Genomic DNA, 18,235 nt, shown 5'->3' on the forward strand with positions numbered 1-18,235 from the left:
TCAAAAGTGGTCTATCCCCCAAATGGGGTATGCGGCGTTGTGACAGTGTTGTTAATTTCCCGTGAAAGCGTTGTCGCGGCATCACCGGGGGGTAGGTGGCGGACTCAACACTATCAGTATTCTTTGGGGACATTCATGAAACGGCACGGTAAAGGTCTGCTTGTCGGAGCGTTAGTCAGTGCGTTGCTCGGTGGTTGTGCGTCAGCCAATTACTACACGGAGCAGGGCACCCCAATCACCCAGGACACGGTTGCGTTGTTCAATACCAACCCCAAAAACCCGATCATTCCATACAGTAAGGGAAAAGCCACATTTAACGCCTTCTCATGGGCGAGCGAGGACATGCAGCAGCGTATCGAGGCCAAGCCCGAGTCGAGTGGCACGGATGAGCTGAATATCGCGGCAACGCATTGGCTGCATGAAGGCGAGATGCCGCCGCTGGATATCACGATCACTCGCCACCGGCCGGGTTTCGGTGGCGAAGGTCTTGTAAAAGCAGGAACGTTGCTGGTAACCACCTTTGCCAGCGTATTCTCCCTGGGGATTTTGCCGGGCGTCATTCCCGATAAATGGGACACGACTATCGAAATGCGCTCGGGGGACGAGCTTGTCTACAGTGCAAATGCGCATTATCGAGGCACGGTTTTCATGAGCTGGATCCCCTACGGCAAGATTCGTGGCAATCAGGCAGTGGTTGATGCGGCCTGGTATGCCTCGTTCTTTTCGCATGAGGAAAAGCTGGCGGCCCGTGTTTATGATGAGCAGCCGTTGTATGACCGGCTGAAAAAGTCGACGGATGTGGACACCCTGGTTGCGGCGTTGGATGACCCGAAGCTTAAATTCTATCGCCCGTTGGTGTCTCAGCATTTGGCCGCCGTACTGGCAGGCCAGAAGCGACAGGATCGCCTGGTGGCTTATGGTGAGATCGTTGATCAGCATCCGGAGTTTGTAGCGGATATCCAGGGTAATGATCGGTTGCTGTTCATTGGCCCCTCCGGGCAACGAGTGATGGATGTGCTCAAGCAGACGTATCGCAAGCGCTCCGCCCCAGAGGTGGTGGCGAGCATCCAGGCCGCAGGTAAGCCCTACGCGCGGTTCTCTGCAGAGCAGGCGAGCTGGCTAACCGTTGAAGGTTTGCCGGCAGATGTGGTGGCGGCCATGATCGAAGTGAGTGAGCCCAGGGTGGTGGGGCTGGAATCAGACGTGCAACCGGGAATGTCGCTGGCGTCGGTAACCCCTGATCCCGAGCCGGTGCAAGCTACCGGACTCGAGGCGACGGCGACCGAATGCAGCAAGGCCTATGCCGCCAAGAAAGTATGTGAAAACATGCCAGGGGATCCTTTCGGTTTGCTGATGCGTGGGTGTATGGCCCAGGTCAAGAAGAAGTTCGGGGGCATGGGGTGCTCCATTCCGTTCTAAACCTCTCCTGGGCGGGAACTCTCTCGCCCCTTGCCTGTCCTAACCTTTCGCAGGCGCGGGTCAATTTTGCAAGCAATGTGAAAAGCGTGCTAAATCAACACCCTCCGCGCACTGGGGTGTGGCTGCCGCCCGAACTCCTGCTACAATAACGCGTTTACCGGGCTGGATGATTCCAGCCACTATCCGAGTTACGCATTTCGCAATGGATCCGGGGGATCGGTGTCAGACGAACAGTTGGTGAAAAAAGCCAAAACGGGTGATCAGAGGGCGTTTGAGGTGTTGGTGCGCAAGTATCAGCAGCGGATTTTTGCCCTGATCAATCGTTACGTCCGCGACCCGGATGAAGTACAGGATGTGGCGCAGGAAGCTTTTATCAAGGCCTGGCGGGCATTGCCACGCTTCCGTGGTGACAGTGCCTTCTATACGTGGTTATACCGTATTGCCGTCAATACCGCCAAAAACCATCTGGTGGCCGCTGGTCGGCGCCCGCCTGGCTCGGATCTGGATGCTGCAGAGGCCGAGCAATATGCCGGGGCAGAAATGCTGCATGAAATTGGAACCCCGGAGTCTCATGTGTTGTCAGAAGAACTGGAGGCAGTGATCCACGCTGCGATTGAGGATCTGCCCCAGGAACTGAAGACTGCCGTCACCCTCCGTGAGTTTGAAGGACTCAGCTACGAGGACATTGCGGCGGTGATGGAGTGTCCGGTGGGTACGGTGAGATCCCGTATTTTCCGGGCTCGGGAAGCGATTGACGAAGCTGTAAGGCCCTTGCTGGGCTCACAGCGAGGCGATAAAGGGTGAGTCTATGAACAGGGATTTGGAAACGCTGTCTGCCTTCCTTGACGGGGAGACCAGTGAGCTGGAAACCCGTCGGGTGATGCGAGACATCGATGATTCCGAACTGGAAACGCTGGCACGCTGGCAGCTTGCACGTGATGTGATGCACGGGCAGGCCAGTGCAGCCGTTCCTGCGGATTTTAATACGGCATTGTCGGCGGCGTTGACCGCCGAGGGTGCACCAGCTCGCCGTCCTGCCTGGATGAGTGGTATGGCGCGCTTTGCGGTGGCTGCCTCTGTGGCTGCGGCAACGGTGGTGGGCTGGCAAGCCTGGGAGACCGGGCAGGCGGGTAACACTGCTGCGGTGCCGGCATTGGCCGCTGCCCAGGATTCACGTCTGAACCGGCCGATGGGTGAGGCGGCACTGGTGTCGCAGAGCTTGCGTCCAGTGGCTACCCCCGCAACGGCGGTGCCTGCGGCCCAGCCCCGCGTTAACGACATGTTGCTGCGCCACAGTGACTTTGCTGCCCGTCATAGCGGCCAGGGGATGATGCCCTTTGCCCGTCTGGTCAGCATGGATGCACGTCACGGGGCCAAATAACGAATGAAGCTTCGTGTTCTTGCGCTGTCCCTGACCCTCGTATCCCCCTTGCATGCGTTGGCCGAAGACGGGCCAGCGCATGATCAGCTTCAGGCCATGTCCCAGGCTAACCGTTCCCTGAACTACACCGGTCGTTTCCTTTACCAGTTTGGTGCTGAAGTCAGCACCATGGAAATTCGTCATGCGGTGCTGGATGGCAAGGAACATCAGCGACTCACCCACCTTGATGGTCGACTGGTCGAAGTGATCCGCCGGGGCGACGAAGTGGTCTGCCTGCATCCGGATCGTACTCTTACGCGGATCAGCCGCACCGAAACCGGCCCTTTGGCCCTGGCCCAGCGGTTGGCCGAAGATGTCCCTGCGCAATACAACATTCTGGTAGACGGTGACGGTCGTGTCGCGGGCCGGAATGCGACCCGCATGCGGGTGGCCCCCCTGGATACCCACCGTTATGGCTATCGCCTGTGGCTGGACCGCGACAGCCGCTTGTTGCTCAAGTCTGAAGTGGTCGATGGTAGTGGCGTGGCGCTGGAGCGGGTGGAATTTGTCAGTATCGAGCTGGCACCCGGCCTGACACATGCGGATTTTGCCCTGCCGGAAGTGATCAGCCAGAGCGATCTGAGCAGCCTGCCGCCGTCCCACGTAATGCAGAAACTGGCGCTGAGCGCAGAGTGGCTGCCGGCGGGATTTGAAACGACAGGACAAGATTGGCGCCATGCGGAAGATGACCGTGCGCCAGTCGCCGCACAGGGCTATTCCGATGGCCTGGCAGCGTTCACGGTGTTTGTGGAAGAAGTCAAAGACGGTTCGGTGGAAGAGGGCGTTAGCCGGGTTGGACCGACGGTGGCAGTCAGTCGTCGTCTTACCGCACCGAGCGGTGCGTATCTGGTGACGCTGGTGGGGGAAATCCCGCAAGCGACCGCCGAGCGGGTCATTCAGAGCGTCAGGGTGCAGGACGCAAGCCACTGATGCTTCACGAACAGGGCGTTGTCGTGGCAGTGGAGCCCGGAGCGATCTGGGTGGAGACGGTGCGCGCGTCAACCTGCGGGGCCTGCAAAGCCAAGGCAGGCTGTGGCCACCATCTGATTAATCAACAGCAGTCCGGTCAACGTGCCCGGCTGCGTGTCCCGGTCGATTCTGACCATTTCCAAAACGGTGATACCGTAACCCTGGCGTTGCCTGAAGGGGCGTTAATGCGCGGTGCCCTGTGGGTCTACGGGCTTCCACTGTTGCTGCTGTTTGCAGGGGCGCTGGTGGGCTCGGCTTTGCCGGTGACCGCCGTGGATGCTTCCGCTCTTTTAGGCGTCACCGGTCTGTTGGCCGGTTTCGCCATCAATCGTGTCATCAGCCGTCGAAATGGCCATAATCAGGCTTACCAACCCCGCGTGACAGGGTCAGGGGACGACCACTGTCAGGCGGTGGAGATTCATCCTGCGAAAAAATAAGGAGAACGTCATGAGCCGATTTTTCCAGCTTGCCGGGCTGGTACTGGTAGTGTTTGCCACCTTGCTGACGGCGTGTTCCGAATCTGAGAAACCTTCTGCTGAGCCACTGGTTACCGGACTGCCGGATTTTACCCTGTTGGTGGAAAAGGAAGGTCCGGCGGTGGTGAATATCAGTACAGTGACCCATCGCGATGCCAATTCCATGCGAGAGCAAATGGAGCAGATCCCCGAGCTGTTTCGTCGCTTCTTCGATCAGTTTGGCGGGGGCGAGATGCCCTCTATTCCCGAAGAACAGGAGGCCCGCTCCCTGGGGTCAGGCTTCATTATTTCTGCCGATGGCTACGTGCTGACCAATAACCATGTGGTAGCGGATGCCGATGAAATCATGGTGCGCTTGCAGGATCGCCGCGAATTGCCGGCCGAACTGATTGGCGCGGATGTGCAGAGTGACATCGCCTTGCTCAAGGTCGACGGGGCAGATCTGCCAGTGGCAGATATCGGTTCTTCTGCCGAGTTGAAGGTAGGGGAGTGGGTGCTGGCCATCGGAGCCCCCTTTGGTTTTGACAGCAGTGTGACTGCCGGGATTGTCAGCGCCAAGGGGCGCAGCCTGCCCAGCGACAGTTATGTCCCGTTTATCCAGACCGATGTTGCCATCAACCCGGGCAACAGCGGCGGTCCCCTGTTTAACCTGAAGGGCCAGGTAGTAGGGGTCAATTCCCAGATATTCAGCCGCTCTGGCGGTTACATGGGGGTGAGCTTTGCCATTCCCATTGATATGGCCATGGATGTCGTTGCCCAGCTGAAGGATCACGGCAAGGTCAGCCGTGGATGGTTGGGAGTACTGATTCAGGAAGTCGACCGGGATCTGGCTGAATCGTTCGGTCTCAAGCAGCCCCGTGGCGCACTGGTGTCCCAGGTGCTCAAGGATTCCCCGGCCGAAGCGGCAGGCATTCAGGCCGGCGATATCATCACCGAATTTAACGGCGAAGCTATTTACCGTTCCTCTGAGTTGCCCCGTTGGGTTGGGCTGGTGAAACCGGAAACAGATGCTGATGTCACCGTGATCCGCGATGGCGAGGAGAAGGCGTTGACGGTCACCATAGGTTTGTTGCCGGATGACCCGGAAATGGCCCTGCAGGGCGGCGTGGGTAAATCCGATGAGGGCAGTGCCCTGGGTTTGAAAGTCCGTGCGGCAAGCCCGGCCGAGCTGAGCCGACTGGAACTGAAGGCAGGGGTCATCGTCACTGCTGTGGAGGAGGGGCCAGCCCGCAAGGCGGGGATCGCCGTGGGCGATATTCTCGTGACCCTCAACAATGTGCCCATGGACAGCCCGGAAGCCTTTGCACAGGCCGTGGCTGAGCTGCCGGAAACCGGCACCGTGGCGGCGCTGGTGAACCGGGAGGGCAACCCCCGATTCCTGCCCCTGAAGTTACAATAGGGTCCACCGGCCGGGTTTTTGCGGCACACTCAGCGGTGTGCCGTGCAACCAACCCCGGTTATCCGCTAGAATCGCGGCCCATTGTTTGCCGTTTTTGTTTTGGTGTCACCGCGCTCCGGTGACGATACGGTCCCGGACCCGCGGGCCGGCGCGGCAACGACTGATTGCTTACAGGCCCTATGACTGACATCAAGAATATTCGCAACTTCTCCATCATCGCCCACATCGATCATGGTAAATCCACGCTGGCGGACCGCTTTATCCAGGTCTGTGGCGGCCTCAGTGAGCGTGAGCTCAAAGAGCAGGTACTCGATTCCATGGAGCTGGAGCGTGAGCGTGGCATCACCATCAAGGCGCAGAGCGTGACGCTGCACTATACGGCCCGTGATGGCGAGACCTACCAGCTGAATTTCATTGATACCCCCGGACACGTGGACTTCTCCTACGAGGTGTCCCGCTCCCTGTCGGCCTGTGAAGGGGCGCTGCTGGTGGTGGACGCGGCCCAGGGCGTGGAAGCCCAGTCCGTCGCCAACTGCTATACCGCCATCGAGCAGGACCTGGAAGTGCTGCCGGTACTGAACAAGATCGATCTGCCGCAGGCCGAGCCGGAAGCGGTAATCAACGAGATCGAAGAAATCATCGGGCTGGACGCCATGGATGCCTGCCGGGTGTCCGCCAAGACCGGGGTGGGCATTGATGACCTGCTGGAACAGTTGGTCGAGCGCATCCCGGCTCCTGAAGGTGAGCGTGACGGCGACTTGCAGGCGCTGATCATTGATTCCTGGTTCGATAACTATCTGGGTGTGATCTCGCTGGTGCGTGTGAAGCATGGCGTGCTCAAGAAAGGCGACAAGATTCTGGTGAAATCCACCGGTCAGACCCATGTGGTGGATCAGCTCGGCATCTTCACCCCCAAGCGTACCGAGACCAAACAGCTGGAAGCCGGTGAGGTGGGTTGGGTGAGTGGCAGTATCAAGGACATCCACGGTGCGCCGGTGGGCGATACCCTGACGCTGTCCAAGACGCCTGATGTTAAGGCCCTTCCCGGGTTCAAGAAGGTCAAGCCGCAGGTGTATGCGGGGATGTTCCCGGTGAGTGCGGATGACTATGAAGATTTCCGCGATGCCTTGGCCAAGCTGACCCTGAATGATGCGTCGCTGTTCTATGAACCAGAAACCTCCGATGCCCTTGGGTTTGGTTTCCGGGTCGGTTTCCTGGGCATGTTGCACATGGAAATCATCCAGGAGCGGCTGGAGCGGGAATACGATCTGGACCTGATTACCACGGCGCCGACGGTTGTCTATGAGCTGCTGCTGTCCAGTGATGAAGTTATCTATGTAGATAACCCTTCCAAGCTGCCGGAAGGCAACAAGATCGAAGAGTTCCGCGAGCCCATTGCCCGGGTGAACATCCTGGTGCCCCAGGAATTTGTGGGGAACGTGATTTCACTGTGTGTGGAACGTCGCGGTAGCCAGATCAACATGCAGTACCTGGGCAAGCAGGTGGCACTGACCTATGACATTCCCATGGCGGAAGTGGTGCTGGACTTCTTCGACCGCATCAAGTCGGTGAGCCGCGGCTTTGCTTCCATGGATTATGCCTTTGAGCGTTTCGAAGCGACCAAACTGGTGCGGGTGGACGTGTTGATCAATGGTGACAAGGTGGATGCCCTGGCCATGATTTGCCATCTGGACCAGTCCGCCTACCGTGGCCGGGCCCTGTGCGAAAAGATGAAGGAGCTGGTGCCGCGGCAGATGTTTGATGTGGCCATTCAGGCGGCCATCGGCAGCAAGATCATTGCACGCCAGACGGTAAAGGCCCTGCGCAAGAACGTGACTGCGAAATGTTATGGCGGTGACGTCTCCCGTAAGAAGAAGCTGCTGCAGAAGCAGAAAGAAGGCAAAAAGCGAATGAAGCAGGTGGGGAACGTGGAGATTCCCCAGGAAGCCTTCCTTGCCGTACTCAAGGTGGATGATTGATGGATATCGATATTGGTTTCTGGCTGACCCTGGCCCTGGCCGTGACGCTGGTGGTGTGGGGTATCGACAGGCTGTTGAAACTGAAGGAGAAGGGCGGCCCGATCGGCAGTGCAGTTGAAACCTCCAACTCGTTGATCTCGGTTTTCTTCGTGGTGCTGGTGATTCGCTCTTTCATCGTGGAGCCGTTTACTATTCCCTCGGAATCCATGATGCCGACACTTCAGGTCAACGACTTTATTCTGGTGAACAAGTTTGCCTATGGTCTGAGATTGCCGGTCACCAACACCAAGATCATCGAGACTGGCAAGCCGAAGCGCGGCGATGTGATGGTTTTCAAATACCCTGAGAACCGCAATCAGAATTTCATCAAGCGGGTGGTGGGTCTGCCCGGGGATGTGGTGAAAATTCGCGATAACCGGGTCTTTATCAACGGGGAACTGGTGTCACAGACGCTGGTTCGGGAAGACGACAACGGTCGTTACTGGCAGGCGGAATACATCGAAAAGCTGGGTGAAGTGGACCACATGATGTGGCACATGGGGCAGATCGCGCCGTTTACCGGCCGCAAGCAGCCGAACATCGATATCGAGGGCGAGTGGAATATTCCCGAGAAAGCCTATTTTGTGATGGGCGACAATCGTGACAACAGTAAAGACAGCCGGGTTTGGGGTATAGTCCCTGAAGAGCTGGTGGTGGGGGAGGCCTTCCTGATCTGGATGCACTGGAAACCGATCTTCTCCCTGCCCAGCTTTTCTCGTAATGGTGCGATAGACAAGGTGGAGGCAAACTAAAATGATGACAAAGCCCTCACGGCAGCATGGGATCTCCCTGATCAGCTGGGCCGTAATTCTTCTGGTGGCTGTGATTCTGGGTACGGCGGCATTTCGAATGGTGCCCGCCTACATGGAAAATAACACCATTGGTACGACCGTTCGCTCCTTGATGCAGGACAGCAAGACGGCTCTTATGTCGCCAAGGGAAGTCCGTGATGCGTTGAGCAAGCGCTTCACCATCAATCAGGTGAGCGTGATTAATGTTGATGATCTGGCTATTTCAAAAGAAAGTGGAATTCTGACGGTGTCTACGGACTATGAGGTGCGTGAGCCGCTGTTCTACAACGTCAGTATTGTCATGACTTTTCAGGAAGACTTTACCAAAGACGTTCGCCAGTGATTCAGGACCTCAATAGGCTGATGGCCCGGCTGGGCTATCAGTTTCAGGATCTTTCCTTGCTGGAGCTGGCGCTGACCCATCGCAGCGTCAGCCGGCATCGCAACTACGAACGCCTGGAGTTTCTGGGCGATGCTCAGCTCGGCCAGATTATCTCGGTAGCCCTGTTTTCCCGTTTTCCGGAGGCCGCGGAAGGTCAGTTGACCCGCATGCGCGCCACTCTGGTGCGGGGTCAGACGCTGGCGCTGGTTGCACGTGAGCTGGGCCTCGGTGACCATTTAACGCTGGGCGGAGGGGAGCTGAAAAGCGGTGGTTACCGTCGAGATTCCATTCTTGCCGATGCGTTGGAGGCCATTATCGGCGCTATGCTGATTGATGGTGGAGAAGAAACTTGCCGGCAGGTGGTACTGGGCTGGTATGAAAGCCGTCTTGAAAAAATTACTCCGCAAAATGCCCAGAAAGATGCCAAAACCCGCTTGCAGGAATGGCTCCAGGCGCGCAAGTTCGAACTGCCAGTATATCAAGTGATCAAGGTCGAGGGTCTGGCCCCTAAACAGACCTTTGATGTGACCTGCGAACTTGAGCAGGTGGAGAAAACGTTTGCGGCCCAGGGGGCCAGCCGCCGCAAAGCTGAGCAGCAGGCGGCGGCGGATGCCCTGGTCTGGCTGGAGCAGCAGTATGACTGAAAATGCCGATGTGACTCGTTGTGGCATGGTGTCCATTGTCGGGCGTCCCAATGTGGGCAAGTCCACCCTGATGAATCATCTTATCGGGCAGAAAGTCAGCATCACCTCCCGTAAGCCGCAGACCACCCGGCATCGTATCCACGGTATTCATACCCGTGATAATTACCAGATCGTGTTTGCCGATACCCCCGGGATTCATACCGGGCAGGACCGCGCCTTGAACCGTGCGATGAATGATGCGGCGGTATCCACCCTCAGTGGCGTGGATGTGGTGTGTATGATGGTCGATGGACTGAAATGGACGGCGGCGGACGAGCACGTCCTGTCGTTGTTACCGGCTAACCCGGACGTGCCGGTTCTGTTGATTATCAACAAGGTGGATAGCCTTGAGGACAAGGCTGAGTTGTTGCCGCACATTCAATCGTTGAGTGAGCGTTATCCCTTCGAGGCGGTGATCCCGGTGTCTGCCTTGAAAGAACAGAATCTGCTGGAGCTGGAAAAAGCCCTGGTGGAGCGTCTCCCGGAAGGGGACTTCTGGTATGACGAGGACCAACTGACGGACCGTAGCCTGCGGTTCATGGCCGCTGAAATTATCCGCGAAAAAGTGGTGCGCCAGCTGGGCCAGGAAGTCCCCCATCAGGTCAGTGTAGAAGTGGAGCTGTGGGAAGACGGCCCCCGTGTTACTGACATCTCGGCGGCGATTCTGGTTGAGCGCCGGGGTCAGAAGAAGATTCTGATTGGCGATAAGGGTGAGCGTATCAAACAGATCGGCACCCAGGCCCGTGAGGATATCGAACGGCTGATTGAGCGACGAGTGATGCTCAATCTGTGGGTGAAGATCAAGGCGGGTTGGTCTGACGACGCCCGCGCGTTGCGCTCACTTGGCTACGATGAGCCACGCTGAGGACGCTCTCCAACCCGCCTGGCTGCTTCACCGGCGCCCGTTTCGCAATACCAGCCTGATTGTCGAGTTATTCGTGCCCCGTCTGGGTCGTATCGGAGCGGTGGTCAGGGGAGGGCGCAAGGACCCTTCGCTGGCGCCGTTTCGTCCCTTGCTGGTCGAGCTGAAGTCGTCTGGGGAGTTATATTCCCTGCGGAGCTGCGAGCCTGCAGGCTCCGCCGTCAAGCTGGAAGGGAAAGCCCTGTATTGTGGTTTTTACCTCAATGAATTGCTGACGCGTCTGCTCCACCGCGATGACCCTCACCCCGATCTTTGGCCGCTTTACGAGCAGGCCCTTGGCTGGCTGGCCGACGGGGAGCCCCAGGATGTGGTATTGCGTCAGTTTGAATTGGGGCTGCTGGACGAAATGGGCTACGGCATAGACCTGAGTCAGGATATACAGGGGGAGCCCGTACAGGCTGGCCGCTATTACCAACTGGACCCGGAGCAAGGACTGTTGGCGGCTAGTCAGGGGTATTCGGGAAATGATCTACTGGCGGTGATCAATGGTGACTGGCAACCCGCAACTCGCAAGGCTGCCCTGCACTTGTGCCGGGCCTTGTTGGCTCCGCATCTTGGCGACAGGCCCCTCAAGAGCCGGGAGCTTTTTCGCTGACCCGACCGGGCTTCAAGCTGGGCGGCGATGCTAAGTACAGAATTCGATACAAGGAAAAAACCATGTCCAAAGTATTGCTTGGTGTGAACATTGATCATGTGGCGACCCTGCGTCAGGCCCGTGGTACCCGTTACCCGGAACCGGTGCAGGCGGCGTTGGTGGCAGAGCAGGCGGGGGCCGATGGCATTACTGTGCATTTGCGTGAAGACCGTCGTCATATCAATGACCGTGATGTAGAGCTGCTGGCGCAGACCCTGCAGACACGCATGAATCTGGAAATGGCCGCCACGGAAGAAATGGTTGCTATCGCGACCCGTGTCCAGCCGGCACATTGTTGTCTGGTGCCAGAAAAGCGCGAGGAGTTGACCACCGAAGGCGGGCTGGATGTGGTCGGCAATCAGGCGTGGATTGCGCGGTGCTGCAATACCCTGGCGGACGCCGGTATCGATGTGTCGCTATTTATCGATGCGGATCCGGCACAGATTCGCGCGGCCAGTGAATGTGGTGCGCCCACCATAGAAATTCATACCGGTCACTATGCCGATGCCACCAGCTCCGACGTGCAGGCCGCAGAGCTCAAGCGTATTCGTGAGGCAACAGCGCTGGCGCTGGAGTTGGGGCTGGTGGTTAACGCCGGCCACGGTTTGCACTATCACAACACGTTGCCTATCGCGGCAATTCCCGGAATGAACGAGCTGAACATCGGCCATGGCATCATTGCCCGTGCGGTGATCAGTGGCCTTCACCAGGCCGTAAAAGACATGCGCGAGTTGATCGATCAGGCTTCTTGAGTAACGGGAAGCCAGAAAAAAACCTCCGCCCCTTATCGGGAGCGGAGGTTTTTTGTCTCAGCCTCCGGGTGCCGGGCGCCCGGTGTCATTACATTGGCAGTACTTCGAAGGTCCCAAGGTATTGCAGGCGGCGTTGCTCTGCTTTCTTGTGGACCGTTTTGTTGTCACTGGTGCCAATTTCCAGGAAGTAACGGCCTGCGGAGGGCCAGGTGATTTCGACAACCCCTTTCTTGTCACTGGTCACACTCCAGTCTTCCTGGCTGTCACGATAGCGGGTGCCACCGGGTACCAGTTCTACTTTCAGTTCCGGGGCGGGTTTGCCGTCCACCAGCAGGCGCCATCGGCTTGTTTCACCAGCATAGAGGTCATTGGGGTGGGTCAGCATTTCCAGCTCCAGCCCCTTGCCGGTGGGCTCAAGCGCGGTCTTGTTCGGGGCCCCCAGGGTGACAAAGGTCTCCAGACGGTTGTGGACTTCCATCAGCTTCACATTGCTGGCGTTCTTGGGCAGTTCGGCCAGCATCTTGTCGACGTCGTTGCCACGGCCCCGCTTGCGCTCGCCGTCCACTTCATACATCAGGAAGTAACCGGGCTTGGCCACGGCGATGCGATAGCTGCCTTCCTGCTCCAGTTCTACGTCGAATACGGAGCGGGTGTGCATCTGGGTCACATGGTCCACCGCAGCAGGCTTGCCATCCGGACCGGTGACTTCCACGCCGTCTACCGGGTAGGCGCGCTCAAAACCAAAAATCTCGTTGGAGATGCTGGCATCCACGGTGATCCACTGGGGCTCGGATACCGCGGTGTGGCTGGGGAGCAGCCACAGTTTGTGGGCCTGCGCGGGCATGGCTGTGGCCAGCAGGGTGGCCAGGCCAAGGTGTTTGATCAGGGAACGCATAATTCTCTCCTTCATCCTGTTCTGGGTGTGGTTCCGGGTCAGGGCGTGATGGTCAGGGTGACCGTGCCCAATTCGTTGCTGCCGTTAACGGTTTGGTTCTGGGCCTGGTCTGCGGGCCAGCTGAAGGGCAGCCGCAGCACCTCCCGTCCGCCCACTTCCCGGGCGGCTTCTACCACCAGTTCGTAGTCGCCTGCGGGCAGTGCTTTCAGCGCGTCGAGTTCAGCGAAATCCACGCTGTGGCTGCCGGGTGGCCGGGTCGCGCCTGTCAGGCCGTCATAGGGCCTGGACTGGCCACGGCCAGTGCGTCGCCACCACTGACGAATGTCCTTGAGCCACTTTTCCTGGTCGTCGTACCACAGGCCCAGCGGCACAATCGTGCTGCGGTCCGGGTTTTCTATCCAGAAGGCCACATACGGGGCGTGGTATTCGGCTACCCGCAAGCGGGGCACTTCCACTTCCACATTGAAACTGGCGGCCAGGGAATGGCCGGCCAGCAGGGTGAGACACAGGGTTGTCAGTACACGCATGGCGTTGTCCTTTAATGCATGAAGAAAATGATCAATAACCACGGGATCACAAGGCCGGCCAGTGTGACCGGCCAGGTGGCAGGCCGCCGTTTGGCATGAAGAAACATCAGGCCAAGGCCTGTAAGGGCGAACAGCAGGCTGGCGACGGCAAAAACGTCGATAAACCAGAACCACACCGTGCCAGTGTGCCGTCCCTTATGCAGATCGTTGAAAAAGGCAATCCAGCCCCGGTCGGTGACTTCCCCCATGAGCTCGCCGCTATCGAGAGTAATGGCCAGCCAGGCGTCCCCGCCGGGGCGGGGCAGGGCGACATAGACTTCATCGGGGGCCCATTCGGCCTCTTTGCCGGTGCTGTCGAGGGCGAACTCCTGGTCCAGCCATTGTTGAACCGGAGCCGGTAGCGGCCCGGATTGCCGTTGGTTCAGCACGATCAGAAGGGAGTCGGGCAGCTGGCCTTCCAGGGGCCGGGTGACCGGGTCTGCCGGGATATCGTTGGCATGGTTCAGGGTGATGCCGGTAATACTGAACAACAGCAGGCTGATCAGGCAGAGTGCGGAACTGACCCAGTGCCACTGGTGGAGTTGTTTCAGCCAGAAGGCCTTGCGCTTCTTGTTCACGTTGAGACCCATGTCCAGAGTGAGCAGGGATGTTAATGAGAATGGTTATAGCTATACAGGTGATGAGGCGTAAAGAATGTAAGCAGGAGGGCAATGAATTTTGTTCAATAAAAAACTGGATTATGCGAATAGTAATTCTTATCATTTGCGGATGAATGCCTTTGCCCAGCTTCCCGCCCGACTTCTTATCATTGAGGACGATGCCGTCCTTGGTGGGCACTTGCGGGATTTTCTCTCCGACAGGAAGTACCAGGTTTCCCTTTGCGCCGATGGGGCTGTGGGCCTCGGTGAGGCGGCCAGTGGGCAATATGATCTGGTGCTTCTTGATATCCTGTTGCCCGGGCTGAATGGCCTCGAACTGTTGGCTGAGCTACGAAAGCAATGCCCGGTGCCGGTTATTGTGGTTTCGGCGTTGGGGGATGAAGAGGCCCGGATTCGCGGTTTGATCAGTGGGGCTGACGACTATCTGCCGAAACCCTTCAGCATGACAGAGCTTGGCGTCAGAATAGATGTGGTTCTGCGCAGGGTCGCGATGGAACGCAATCTGCGTGCCCGGGTTGAGGAGAGTGGTGGACTTCACCTCAATGACGCTGAGCAGATTGCCCTCTACAACGGGGATGATCTTGGACTAACGACCACTGAATTCCGGTTGCTTCAGGTCCTGCTTGAGCATCGCGAGCAGGTGCTCAGCAAGCCATTTCTCTATCAGGCAGTGCTCCATCGTGGTTGCGGCAGGCATGATCGCAGTCTGGATCTGCATGTTAGTCATTTGCGCAGGAAGTTGCGTCAAGGTGGGCTCCCGGACTCTCCGGTACGGACTGTTTGGGGGCAGGGGTACACCCTGATTACTGAACACTTGTGAGTTTCATCTCGCCTCTCTACCGTCACCGTCTGCTGTGGCGCCTTGTTGTCGTTCTGATTCCCACGGCGGTGATCACAATGATGGCTGGCTCGTGGTTGTTAGGCGAGCTGCGAAGTGATGCCCAACGATTAAGCGAACCGGCGAAGGCAGAACTGACAGCCTATGCCAGGGATGCCCAGCGTGCCTGGCGCGAGGGTGGTGAAACCGGCGTGGCGGCATGGCTTGCTTACATGCGCGAGCGGGAAGTCGGTGATATTGCCGTCGTTGATTCCCGCGACCAGTCCCTGAGCGGTATCCCCCTGACCGCAAGTGAGCGGGGCGGATTACGGTTTCAGCGTAGTTTGCGCAGTGGCATGAGCTTCCGTTACGGGAAGCGGATGCCATATGTTGGTATTCCCTTTCCGGACAACGCAGAAGACGGCCGCTTGCTGATTCAGTTGCCGCCGCGCCTGCGGCCTGGTGGTTATTGGCCTTATCTGGAAACGGTACTGCTGATTCTGATTCCTGGTTTGTCTTCTTTTGCCCTTGGTTTGTTGTTGTTCTGGCGAGTCAGGGTGCCCCTGAGAGCGCTTCAGAAACAGGTGTTGGCGTTCAAGGACGATACCCGTGCGAGAGTCGACCCGCCACTGAGCGATCGGCGGGATGAGTTCGGTGATTTAGCCCGAAGTTTCAACCGCATGGCGGATCAGGTTTCAGCCATGCTGGCCACTCAACGACAGCTGCTGAACGACATGTCCCACGAGCTCCGTACCCCTCTCAGTCGTCTGTCGGTCGCCCTTGAGTCCCGTATGGATGAAACCGCGTTACGGGATAGAGTCTCGGCTGAACTGGTCCGTATGCAGGCTCTGGTGGACGATACTCTCGCGCTTGGCTGGCAGGATACCGCCGTGGAGAAGGATCAGCTTCAGCCCCTTTCTGTCGTCGCCTTGTGGGATCTGGTTATCGACAATGCGTGCTTTGAAAGCGGCTGGGAGAAGTGGCGTTTTCCGTGTCTTCTTGCCAATGAAGCGACGATAAAAGGGCACCTTAATATATTGGCTCAGGTGTTTGAGAATCTTGTCCGAAACGCGATAAGGCATTCTCCTGCTGACGGGCAGATTGTTCTGGATGGTGTTTGTGAGGGAGGGAATTGGCATCTGACCCTGACGGATCAAGGGCCGGGTGTTCCTGTCTCAAGCCTTGAGAGCATTTTTGATCCTTTTGTCAGGCTGGATGCGGCGCGAAAAGAAAGCGGGTTCGGCCTTGGCCTCAGTATCGCGTTGCGAGCAGTGAGGCGCCTGGAGGGTGATATGTGGGCAGAGAACGCAACTCCGGGTTTGAAAATACACATTCGGCTTCCTGCTTCCCCTCCTGTATAGAATGTAAATCCCCTTTATTTGCAAATAAGAATTAATATCATGCGTGCCTGAATAGGGTTCAGTTCCCGCTGGACCTTCCTGTTTCTGTTTGGGGTAAATGCAAGGAGATGAGGAGTATGGCGATGCGCATGGGGGTTTTGGCTCTGGGGGTAGCGACTGCAAGCGCTACGGTATGGGCTGATGATCAGCAAGAAGCCTACGAGCTGGGGCAGGTTTCTGTCACGGCTGGCGGCTACGTACAGCAGGTCGAAGATGCGCCGGCGTCTATTAGTGTGATCAGTCGTGAGCAGATCGAGGAGCGTTATTATCAGGACGTGACGGATGTTCTTCGTGATGTGCCTGGCGTGGTTGTCACGGGGGGAGGAGCAGGCGACAACGGTACAGATATCGTCATTCGTGGCATGCCCGCCTCTTATACTCTGATTCTGGTCGATGGCAAGCCGGTCTCTACCCGTGAGACTCGCCCCAATGGTAGTGCTGGCTTCGAGCAGAGCTGGCTGCCGCCCGTGCAGAGCATCGAGCGGGTAGAGGTGATTCGCGGGCCCATGTCGACCCTGTATGGTTCCGACGCTATGGGGGGGGTAATTAACATCATCACCCGCAAGGTCGCCGACAAGTGGGGAGGCACCGCCCAGCTGGACACAATTATCCAGGATGATTCCCGCTCCGGGGATATTACCCAGGGTAACTTCAGTATGAGTGGCCCGCTCAAGGAAGGGCTTGCGGGGCTGCAGGTCTACGGTGGGTTTTATAACCGTGAGGAAGACCTTTTTGTGGACGGCTATGAACAGAAAGACCTGAAGAACCTGAATGCCCGGTTAAGCCTTACTCCGACAGAAAATCATGACTTCTCCATCGAGGCAAGCACCAGCGTTGATGAAAGACAATCGCTGATGGGGCGCAGTGCTGCCAGCACCGGATGTCGCGGCGGTTGTACAGATTCTTTCAATGAGCATACCCGTGAGGCCTTTTCCGTTCAGCATACCGGGCGCTGGGGCATTGGGACGTCAGAAACGTATCTGCAGCGTGAGCGGGCTGAGAATACAACCCGTGAGATGATTATCACCAATGATAATGCCAAAACCTCTTTGCTGATGCCGCTTGGCAATCACATGCTGACGGTCGGCGCTGATTTCACAAAGGAAAAACTGCGAGACGACACCTCCAACCGTATTTCTGAGCGAAACAAGGTGGAGAACTCCAAATGGGCCTTCTTCGTTGAAGATGAATGGATGCTCACAGACGCATTTTCGGTGACCGCTGGTGCCCGGGTCGATGACGATGAGAATTACGGTAGTCATGTGAGCCCGAGAGTCTATGGCGTTTGGGGATTCAGTCCGCGCTGGACATTGAAAGGCGGGGTGTCTACGGGTTTCCGTTCTCCGTCTTTGCGAGAAGTGATTCCAGACTGGGGGCAGGTGAGTCGAGGTGGCAATATTTATGGTAATCCTGACCTGCAACCGGAAACCTCGATTAACCAGGAGTTAGGTCTGTACTTTAATGCGGGACGGGCGCTAATGGCTAACGTGACGGTATTTCATACGGATTTTGAAGACAAAATTACCCGTATTGCCTGCCCGATTGAAATCTGTACCGATGGTCCAAACGATTTTGGCTCTGACCCGACCTATCGGGTCAATGTCGACGAGGCTGAAACCCAAGGGGTGGAGTTTGCCCTGTCGTCCACCCTTGCCAAGGTGTTGTCGGTGAACCTGAGCTACACCTACACCGATTCCGAGCAAAAGTCGGGAGAGTACGAGGGGGAGCCGCTTAACCAGCTGCCCAAGCATCTGGCCAGTCTGCAGCTTGACTGGCAAGCGACAGCAATGCTCTCTCCCTGGGCGACGGTGCGTTACCGTGGCGAAGAAAGCCAGCCGACTACCGGTCCGTCAAACAGTGCCATCATTGCGCCATCCAACACCCTTGTCGATGCTGGGGTGGGTTTCCAGTTAAGCCCGACGGCAAAATTGAATACCGGGATTTATAATCTGGCGGACAAGGAAATCTTCCAGGATGAATACGGTTACGTCGAGGATGGTCGACGTTACTGGCTGGGGGTGCAGGTCGATTTCTGATTGTCTTAATGCAGGTTAACAACGCCGGCGATAGCC

19 protein-coding genes are annotated in these 18,235 nt (G+C 57.5%); 16 read left to right on the top strand and 3 right to left on the bottom strand.

Going from position 1 to position 18,235, the window contains the following annotated elements; genetic code table 11:
* The first annotated feature begins 135 nt into the window (after positions 1-135).
* From D4A39_RS01700 to pdxJ, 13 genes are all read left to right on the top strand, one after another.
* On the top strand, positions 136-1,419 hold the full coding sequence (locus tag D4A39_RS01700) for a hypothetical protein (protein WP_022984493.1): 1,284 nt from the start codon (positions 136-138) through the stop codon (positions 1,417-1,419).
* A 219-nt stretch (positions 1,420-1,638) separates the two neighbouring features.
* Positions 1,639-2,223, top strand: a complete 585-nt coding sequence (gene rpoE / locus D4A39_RS01705; RefSeq protein WP_022984494.1) for an RNA polymerase sigma factor RpoE — start codon at positions 1,639-1,641, stop codon at positions 2,221-2,223.
* 4 nt (positions 2,224-2,227) lie between these two features.
* The gene (locus tag D4A39_RS01710) at positions 2,228-2,800 is read left to right on the top strand and encodes a sigma-E factor negative regulatory protein (protein WP_119917382.1); all 573 of its coding nucleotides are present in this window, start codon (positions 2,228-2,230) and stop codon (positions 2,798-2,800) included.
* Between the two features lie 3 nt (positions 2,801-2,803).
* Positions 2,804-3,769 (top strand): MucB/RseB C-terminal domain-containing protein, encoded by a 966-nt coding sequence (locus D4A39_RS01715; protein WP_119917383.1) that lies wholly within the window; start codon positions 2,804-2,806, stop codon positions 3,767-3,769.
* Entirely contained in the window at positions 3,769-4,245 is a 477-nt protein-coding gene (locus tag D4A39_RS01720; RefSeq protein WP_022984497.1) for a SoxR reducing system RseC family protein, read from the top strand. Before D4A39_RS01715 ends, D4A39_RS01720 begins: the two co-directional genes overlap by 1 nt.
* A 10-nt stretch (positions 4,246-4,255) precedes the next feature.
* Positions 4,256-5,683, top strand: coding sequence for a DegQ family serine endoprotease (locus D4A39_RS01725; RefSeq protein WP_119917384.1), 1,428 nt, complete (start codon positions 4,256-4,258; stop codon positions 5,681-5,683).
* A gap of 179 nt (positions 5,684-5,862) precedes the next feature.
* Positions 5,863-7,662 (top strand): translation elongation factor 4, encoded by a 1,800-nt coding sequence (lepA, locus tag D4A39_RS01730; RefSeq protein WP_022984499.1) that lies wholly within the window; start codon positions 5,863-5,865, stop codon positions 7,660-7,662.
* Positions 7,662-8,453: a signal peptidase I gene (gene lepB / locus D4A39_RS01735; protein WP_022984500.1), complete on the top strand. Its 792-nt coding sequence runs from the start codon at positions 7,662-7,664 to the stop codon at positions 8,451-8,453. Before lepA ends, lepB begins: the two co-directional genes overlap by 1 nt.
* 1 nt (position 8,454) lies before the next feature.
* Positions 8,455-8,835, top strand: coding sequence for a DUF4845 domain-containing protein (locus tag D4A39_RS01740; protein ID WP_022984501.1), 381 nt, complete (start codon positions 8,455-8,457; stop codon positions 8,833-8,835).
* Between the two features lie 20 nt (positions 8,836-8,855).
* Complete coding sequence (gene rnc / locus D4A39_RS01745; protein ID WP_031226063.1) at positions 8,856-9,518, top strand: ribonuclease III; 663 nt, start codon at positions 8,856-8,858, stop codon at positions 9,516-9,518.
* Positions 9,511-10,422: a GTPase Era gene (era, locus tag D4A39_RS01750; protein ID WP_022984503.1), complete on the top strand. Its 912-nt coding sequence runs from the start codon at positions 9,511-9,513 to the stop codon at positions 10,420-10,422. Before rnc ends, era begins: the two co-directional genes overlap by 8 nt.
* Positions 10,409-11,074: a DNA repair protein RecO gene (gene recO / locus D4A39_RS01755; protein WP_022984504.1), complete on the top strand. Its 666-nt coding sequence runs from the start codon at positions 10,409-10,411 to the stop codon at positions 11,072-11,074. Before era ends, recO begins: the two co-directional genes overlap by 14 nt.
* A 62-nt stretch (positions 11,075-11,136) precedes the next feature.
* Complete coding sequence (gene pdxJ / locus D4A39_RS01760) at positions 11,137-11,865, top strand: pyridoxine 5'-phosphate synthase (protein WP_022984505.1); 729 nt, start codon at positions 11,137-11,139, stop codon at positions 11,863-11,865.
* A gap of 88 nt (positions 11,866-11,953) precedes the next feature.
* On the opposite strand, the gene D4A39_RS01765 is transcribed toward pdxJ, so the two are convergent.
* From D4A39_RS01765 to D4A39_RS01775, 3 genes are read right to left on the bottom strand one after another with little or no spacing between them, the layout of a single operon-like run.
* Positions 11,954-12,760 (bottom strand): DUF4198 domain-containing protein, encoded by an 807-nt coding sequence (locus D4A39_RS01765; protein ID WP_119917385.1) that lies wholly within the window; start codon positions 12,758-12,760, stop codon positions 11,954-11,956.
* 38 nt (positions 12,761-12,798) lie between these two features.
* The gene (locus D4A39_RS01770; protein WP_119917386.1) at positions 12,799-13,287 is read right to left on the bottom strand and encodes a DUF2271 domain-containing protein; all 489 of its coding nucleotides are present in this window, start codon (positions 13,285-13,287) and stop codon (positions 12,799-12,801) included.
* Positions 13,288-13,298: 11 nt separating this feature from the next.
* Positions 13,299-13,904 carry a PepSY-associated TM helix domain-containing protein gene (locus tag D4A39_RS01775; RefSeq protein WP_119917634.1) on the bottom strand — a complete coding sequence of 202 codons (606 nt, stop codon included), beginning with the start codon at positions 13,902-13,904 and terminating at the stop codon, positions 13,299-13,301.
* 151 nt (positions 13,905-14,055) lie between these two features.
* Here D4A39_RS01775 and D4A39_RS01780 point away from each other — a divergent pair, with 151 nt between their 5' ends.
* The 3 genes from D4A39_RS01780 to D4A39_RS01790 all read left to right on the top strand — a co-directional run bounded on the left by D4A39_RS01780 (position 14,056) and on the right by D4A39_RS01790 (position 18,199).
* Positions 14,056-14,766, top strand: a complete 711-nt coding sequence (locus tag D4A39_RS01780; RefSeq protein ID WP_022984509.1) for a response regulator transcription factor — start codon at positions 14,056-14,058, stop codon at positions 14,764-14,766.
* Positions 14,763-16,124, top strand: a complete 1,362-nt coding sequence (locus tag D4A39_RS01785; protein WP_022984510.1) for a sensor histidine kinase — start codon at positions 14,763-14,765, stop codon at positions 16,122-16,124. The genes D4A39_RS01780 and D4A39_RS01785 overlap by 4 nt, the downstream gene beginning before the upstream one ends.
* 122 nt (positions 16,125-16,246) lie before the next feature.
* Complete coding sequence (locus D4A39_RS01790) at positions 16,247-18,199, top strand: ligand-gated channel protein (RefSeq protein ID WP_119917635.1); 1,953 nt, start codon at positions 16,247-16,249, stop codon at positions 18,197-18,199.
* Positions 18,200-18,235 lie beyond the last annotated feature (36 nt).

The organism is Alcanivorax profundi (assembly GCF_003597125.1).
In the GTDB taxonomy this organism is placed as follows: Bacteria; Pseudomonadota; Gammaproteobacteria; order Pseudomonadales; family Alcanivoracaceae; genus Alcanivorax; species Alcanivorax profundi.

Bases quoted from the DNA above. Each gene is read 5' to 3' on its own strand.
- pdxJ (WP_022984505.1), top strand. From the start codon at position 11,137: ATGTCCAAAGTATTGCTTGGTGTGAACATTGATCATGTGGCGACCCTG.
- D4A39_RS01790 (WP_119917635.1), top strand. From the start codon at position 16,247: ATGCGCATGGGGGTTTTGGCTCTGGGGGTAGCGACTGCAAGCGCTACG.
- lepB (WP_022984500.1), top strand. From the start codon at position 7,662: ATGGATATCGATATTGGTTTCTGGCTGACCCTGGCCCTGGCCGTGACG.
- recO (WP_022984504.1), top strand. From the start codon at position 10,409: ATGAGCCACGCTGAGGACGCTCTCCAACCCGCCTGGCTGCTTCACCGG.
- rnc (WP_031226063.1), top strand. From the start codon at position 8,856: ATGGCCCGGCTGGGCTATCAGTTTCAGGATCTTTCCTTGCTGGAGCTG.
- lepA (WP_022984499.1), top strand. From the start codon at position 5,863: ATGACTGACATCAAGAATATTCGCAACTTCTCCATCATCGCCCACATC.
- D4A39_RS01740 (WP_022984501.1), top strand. From the start codon at position 8,455: ATGATGACAAAGCCCTCACGGCAGCATGGGATCTCCCTGATCAGCTGG.
- D4A39_RS01765 (WP_119917385.1), bottom strand. From the start codon at position 12,760: ATGCGTTCCCTGATCAAACACCTTGGCCTGGCCACCCTGCTGGCCACA.
- D4A39_RS01700 (WP_022984493.1), top strand. From the start codon at position 136: ATGAAACGGCACGGTAAAGGTCTGCTTGTCGGAGCGTTAGTCAGTGCG.
- D4A39_RS01780 (WP_022984509.1), top strand. From the start codon at position 14,056: ATGAATGCCTTTGCCCAGCTTCCCGCCCGACTTCTTATCATTGAGGAC.
- D4A39_RS01710 (WP_119917382.1), top strand. From the start codon at position 2,228: ATGAACAGGGATTTGGAAACGCTGTCTGCCTTCCTTGACGGGGAGACC.
- era (WP_022984503.1), top strand. From the start codon at position 9,511: ATGACTGAAAATGCCGATGTGACTCGTTGTGGCATGGTGTCCATTGTC.
- D4A39_RS01770 (WP_119917386.1), bottom strand. From the start codon at position 13,287: ATGCGTGTACTGACAACCCTGTGTCTCACCCTGCTGGCCGGCCATTCC.
- D4A39_RS01715 (WP_119917383.1), top strand. From the start codon at position 2,804: ATGAAGCTTCGTGTTCTTGCGCTGTCCCTGACCCTCGTATCCCCCTTG.
- D4A39_RS01720 (WP_022984497.1), top strand. From the start codon at position 3,769: ATGCTTCACGAACAGGGCGTTGTCGTGGCAGTGGAGCCCGGAGCGATC.
- D4A39_RS01725 (WP_119917384.1), top strand. From the start codon at position 4,256: ATGAGCCGATTTTTCCAGCTTGCCGGGCTGGTACTGGTAGTGTTTGCC.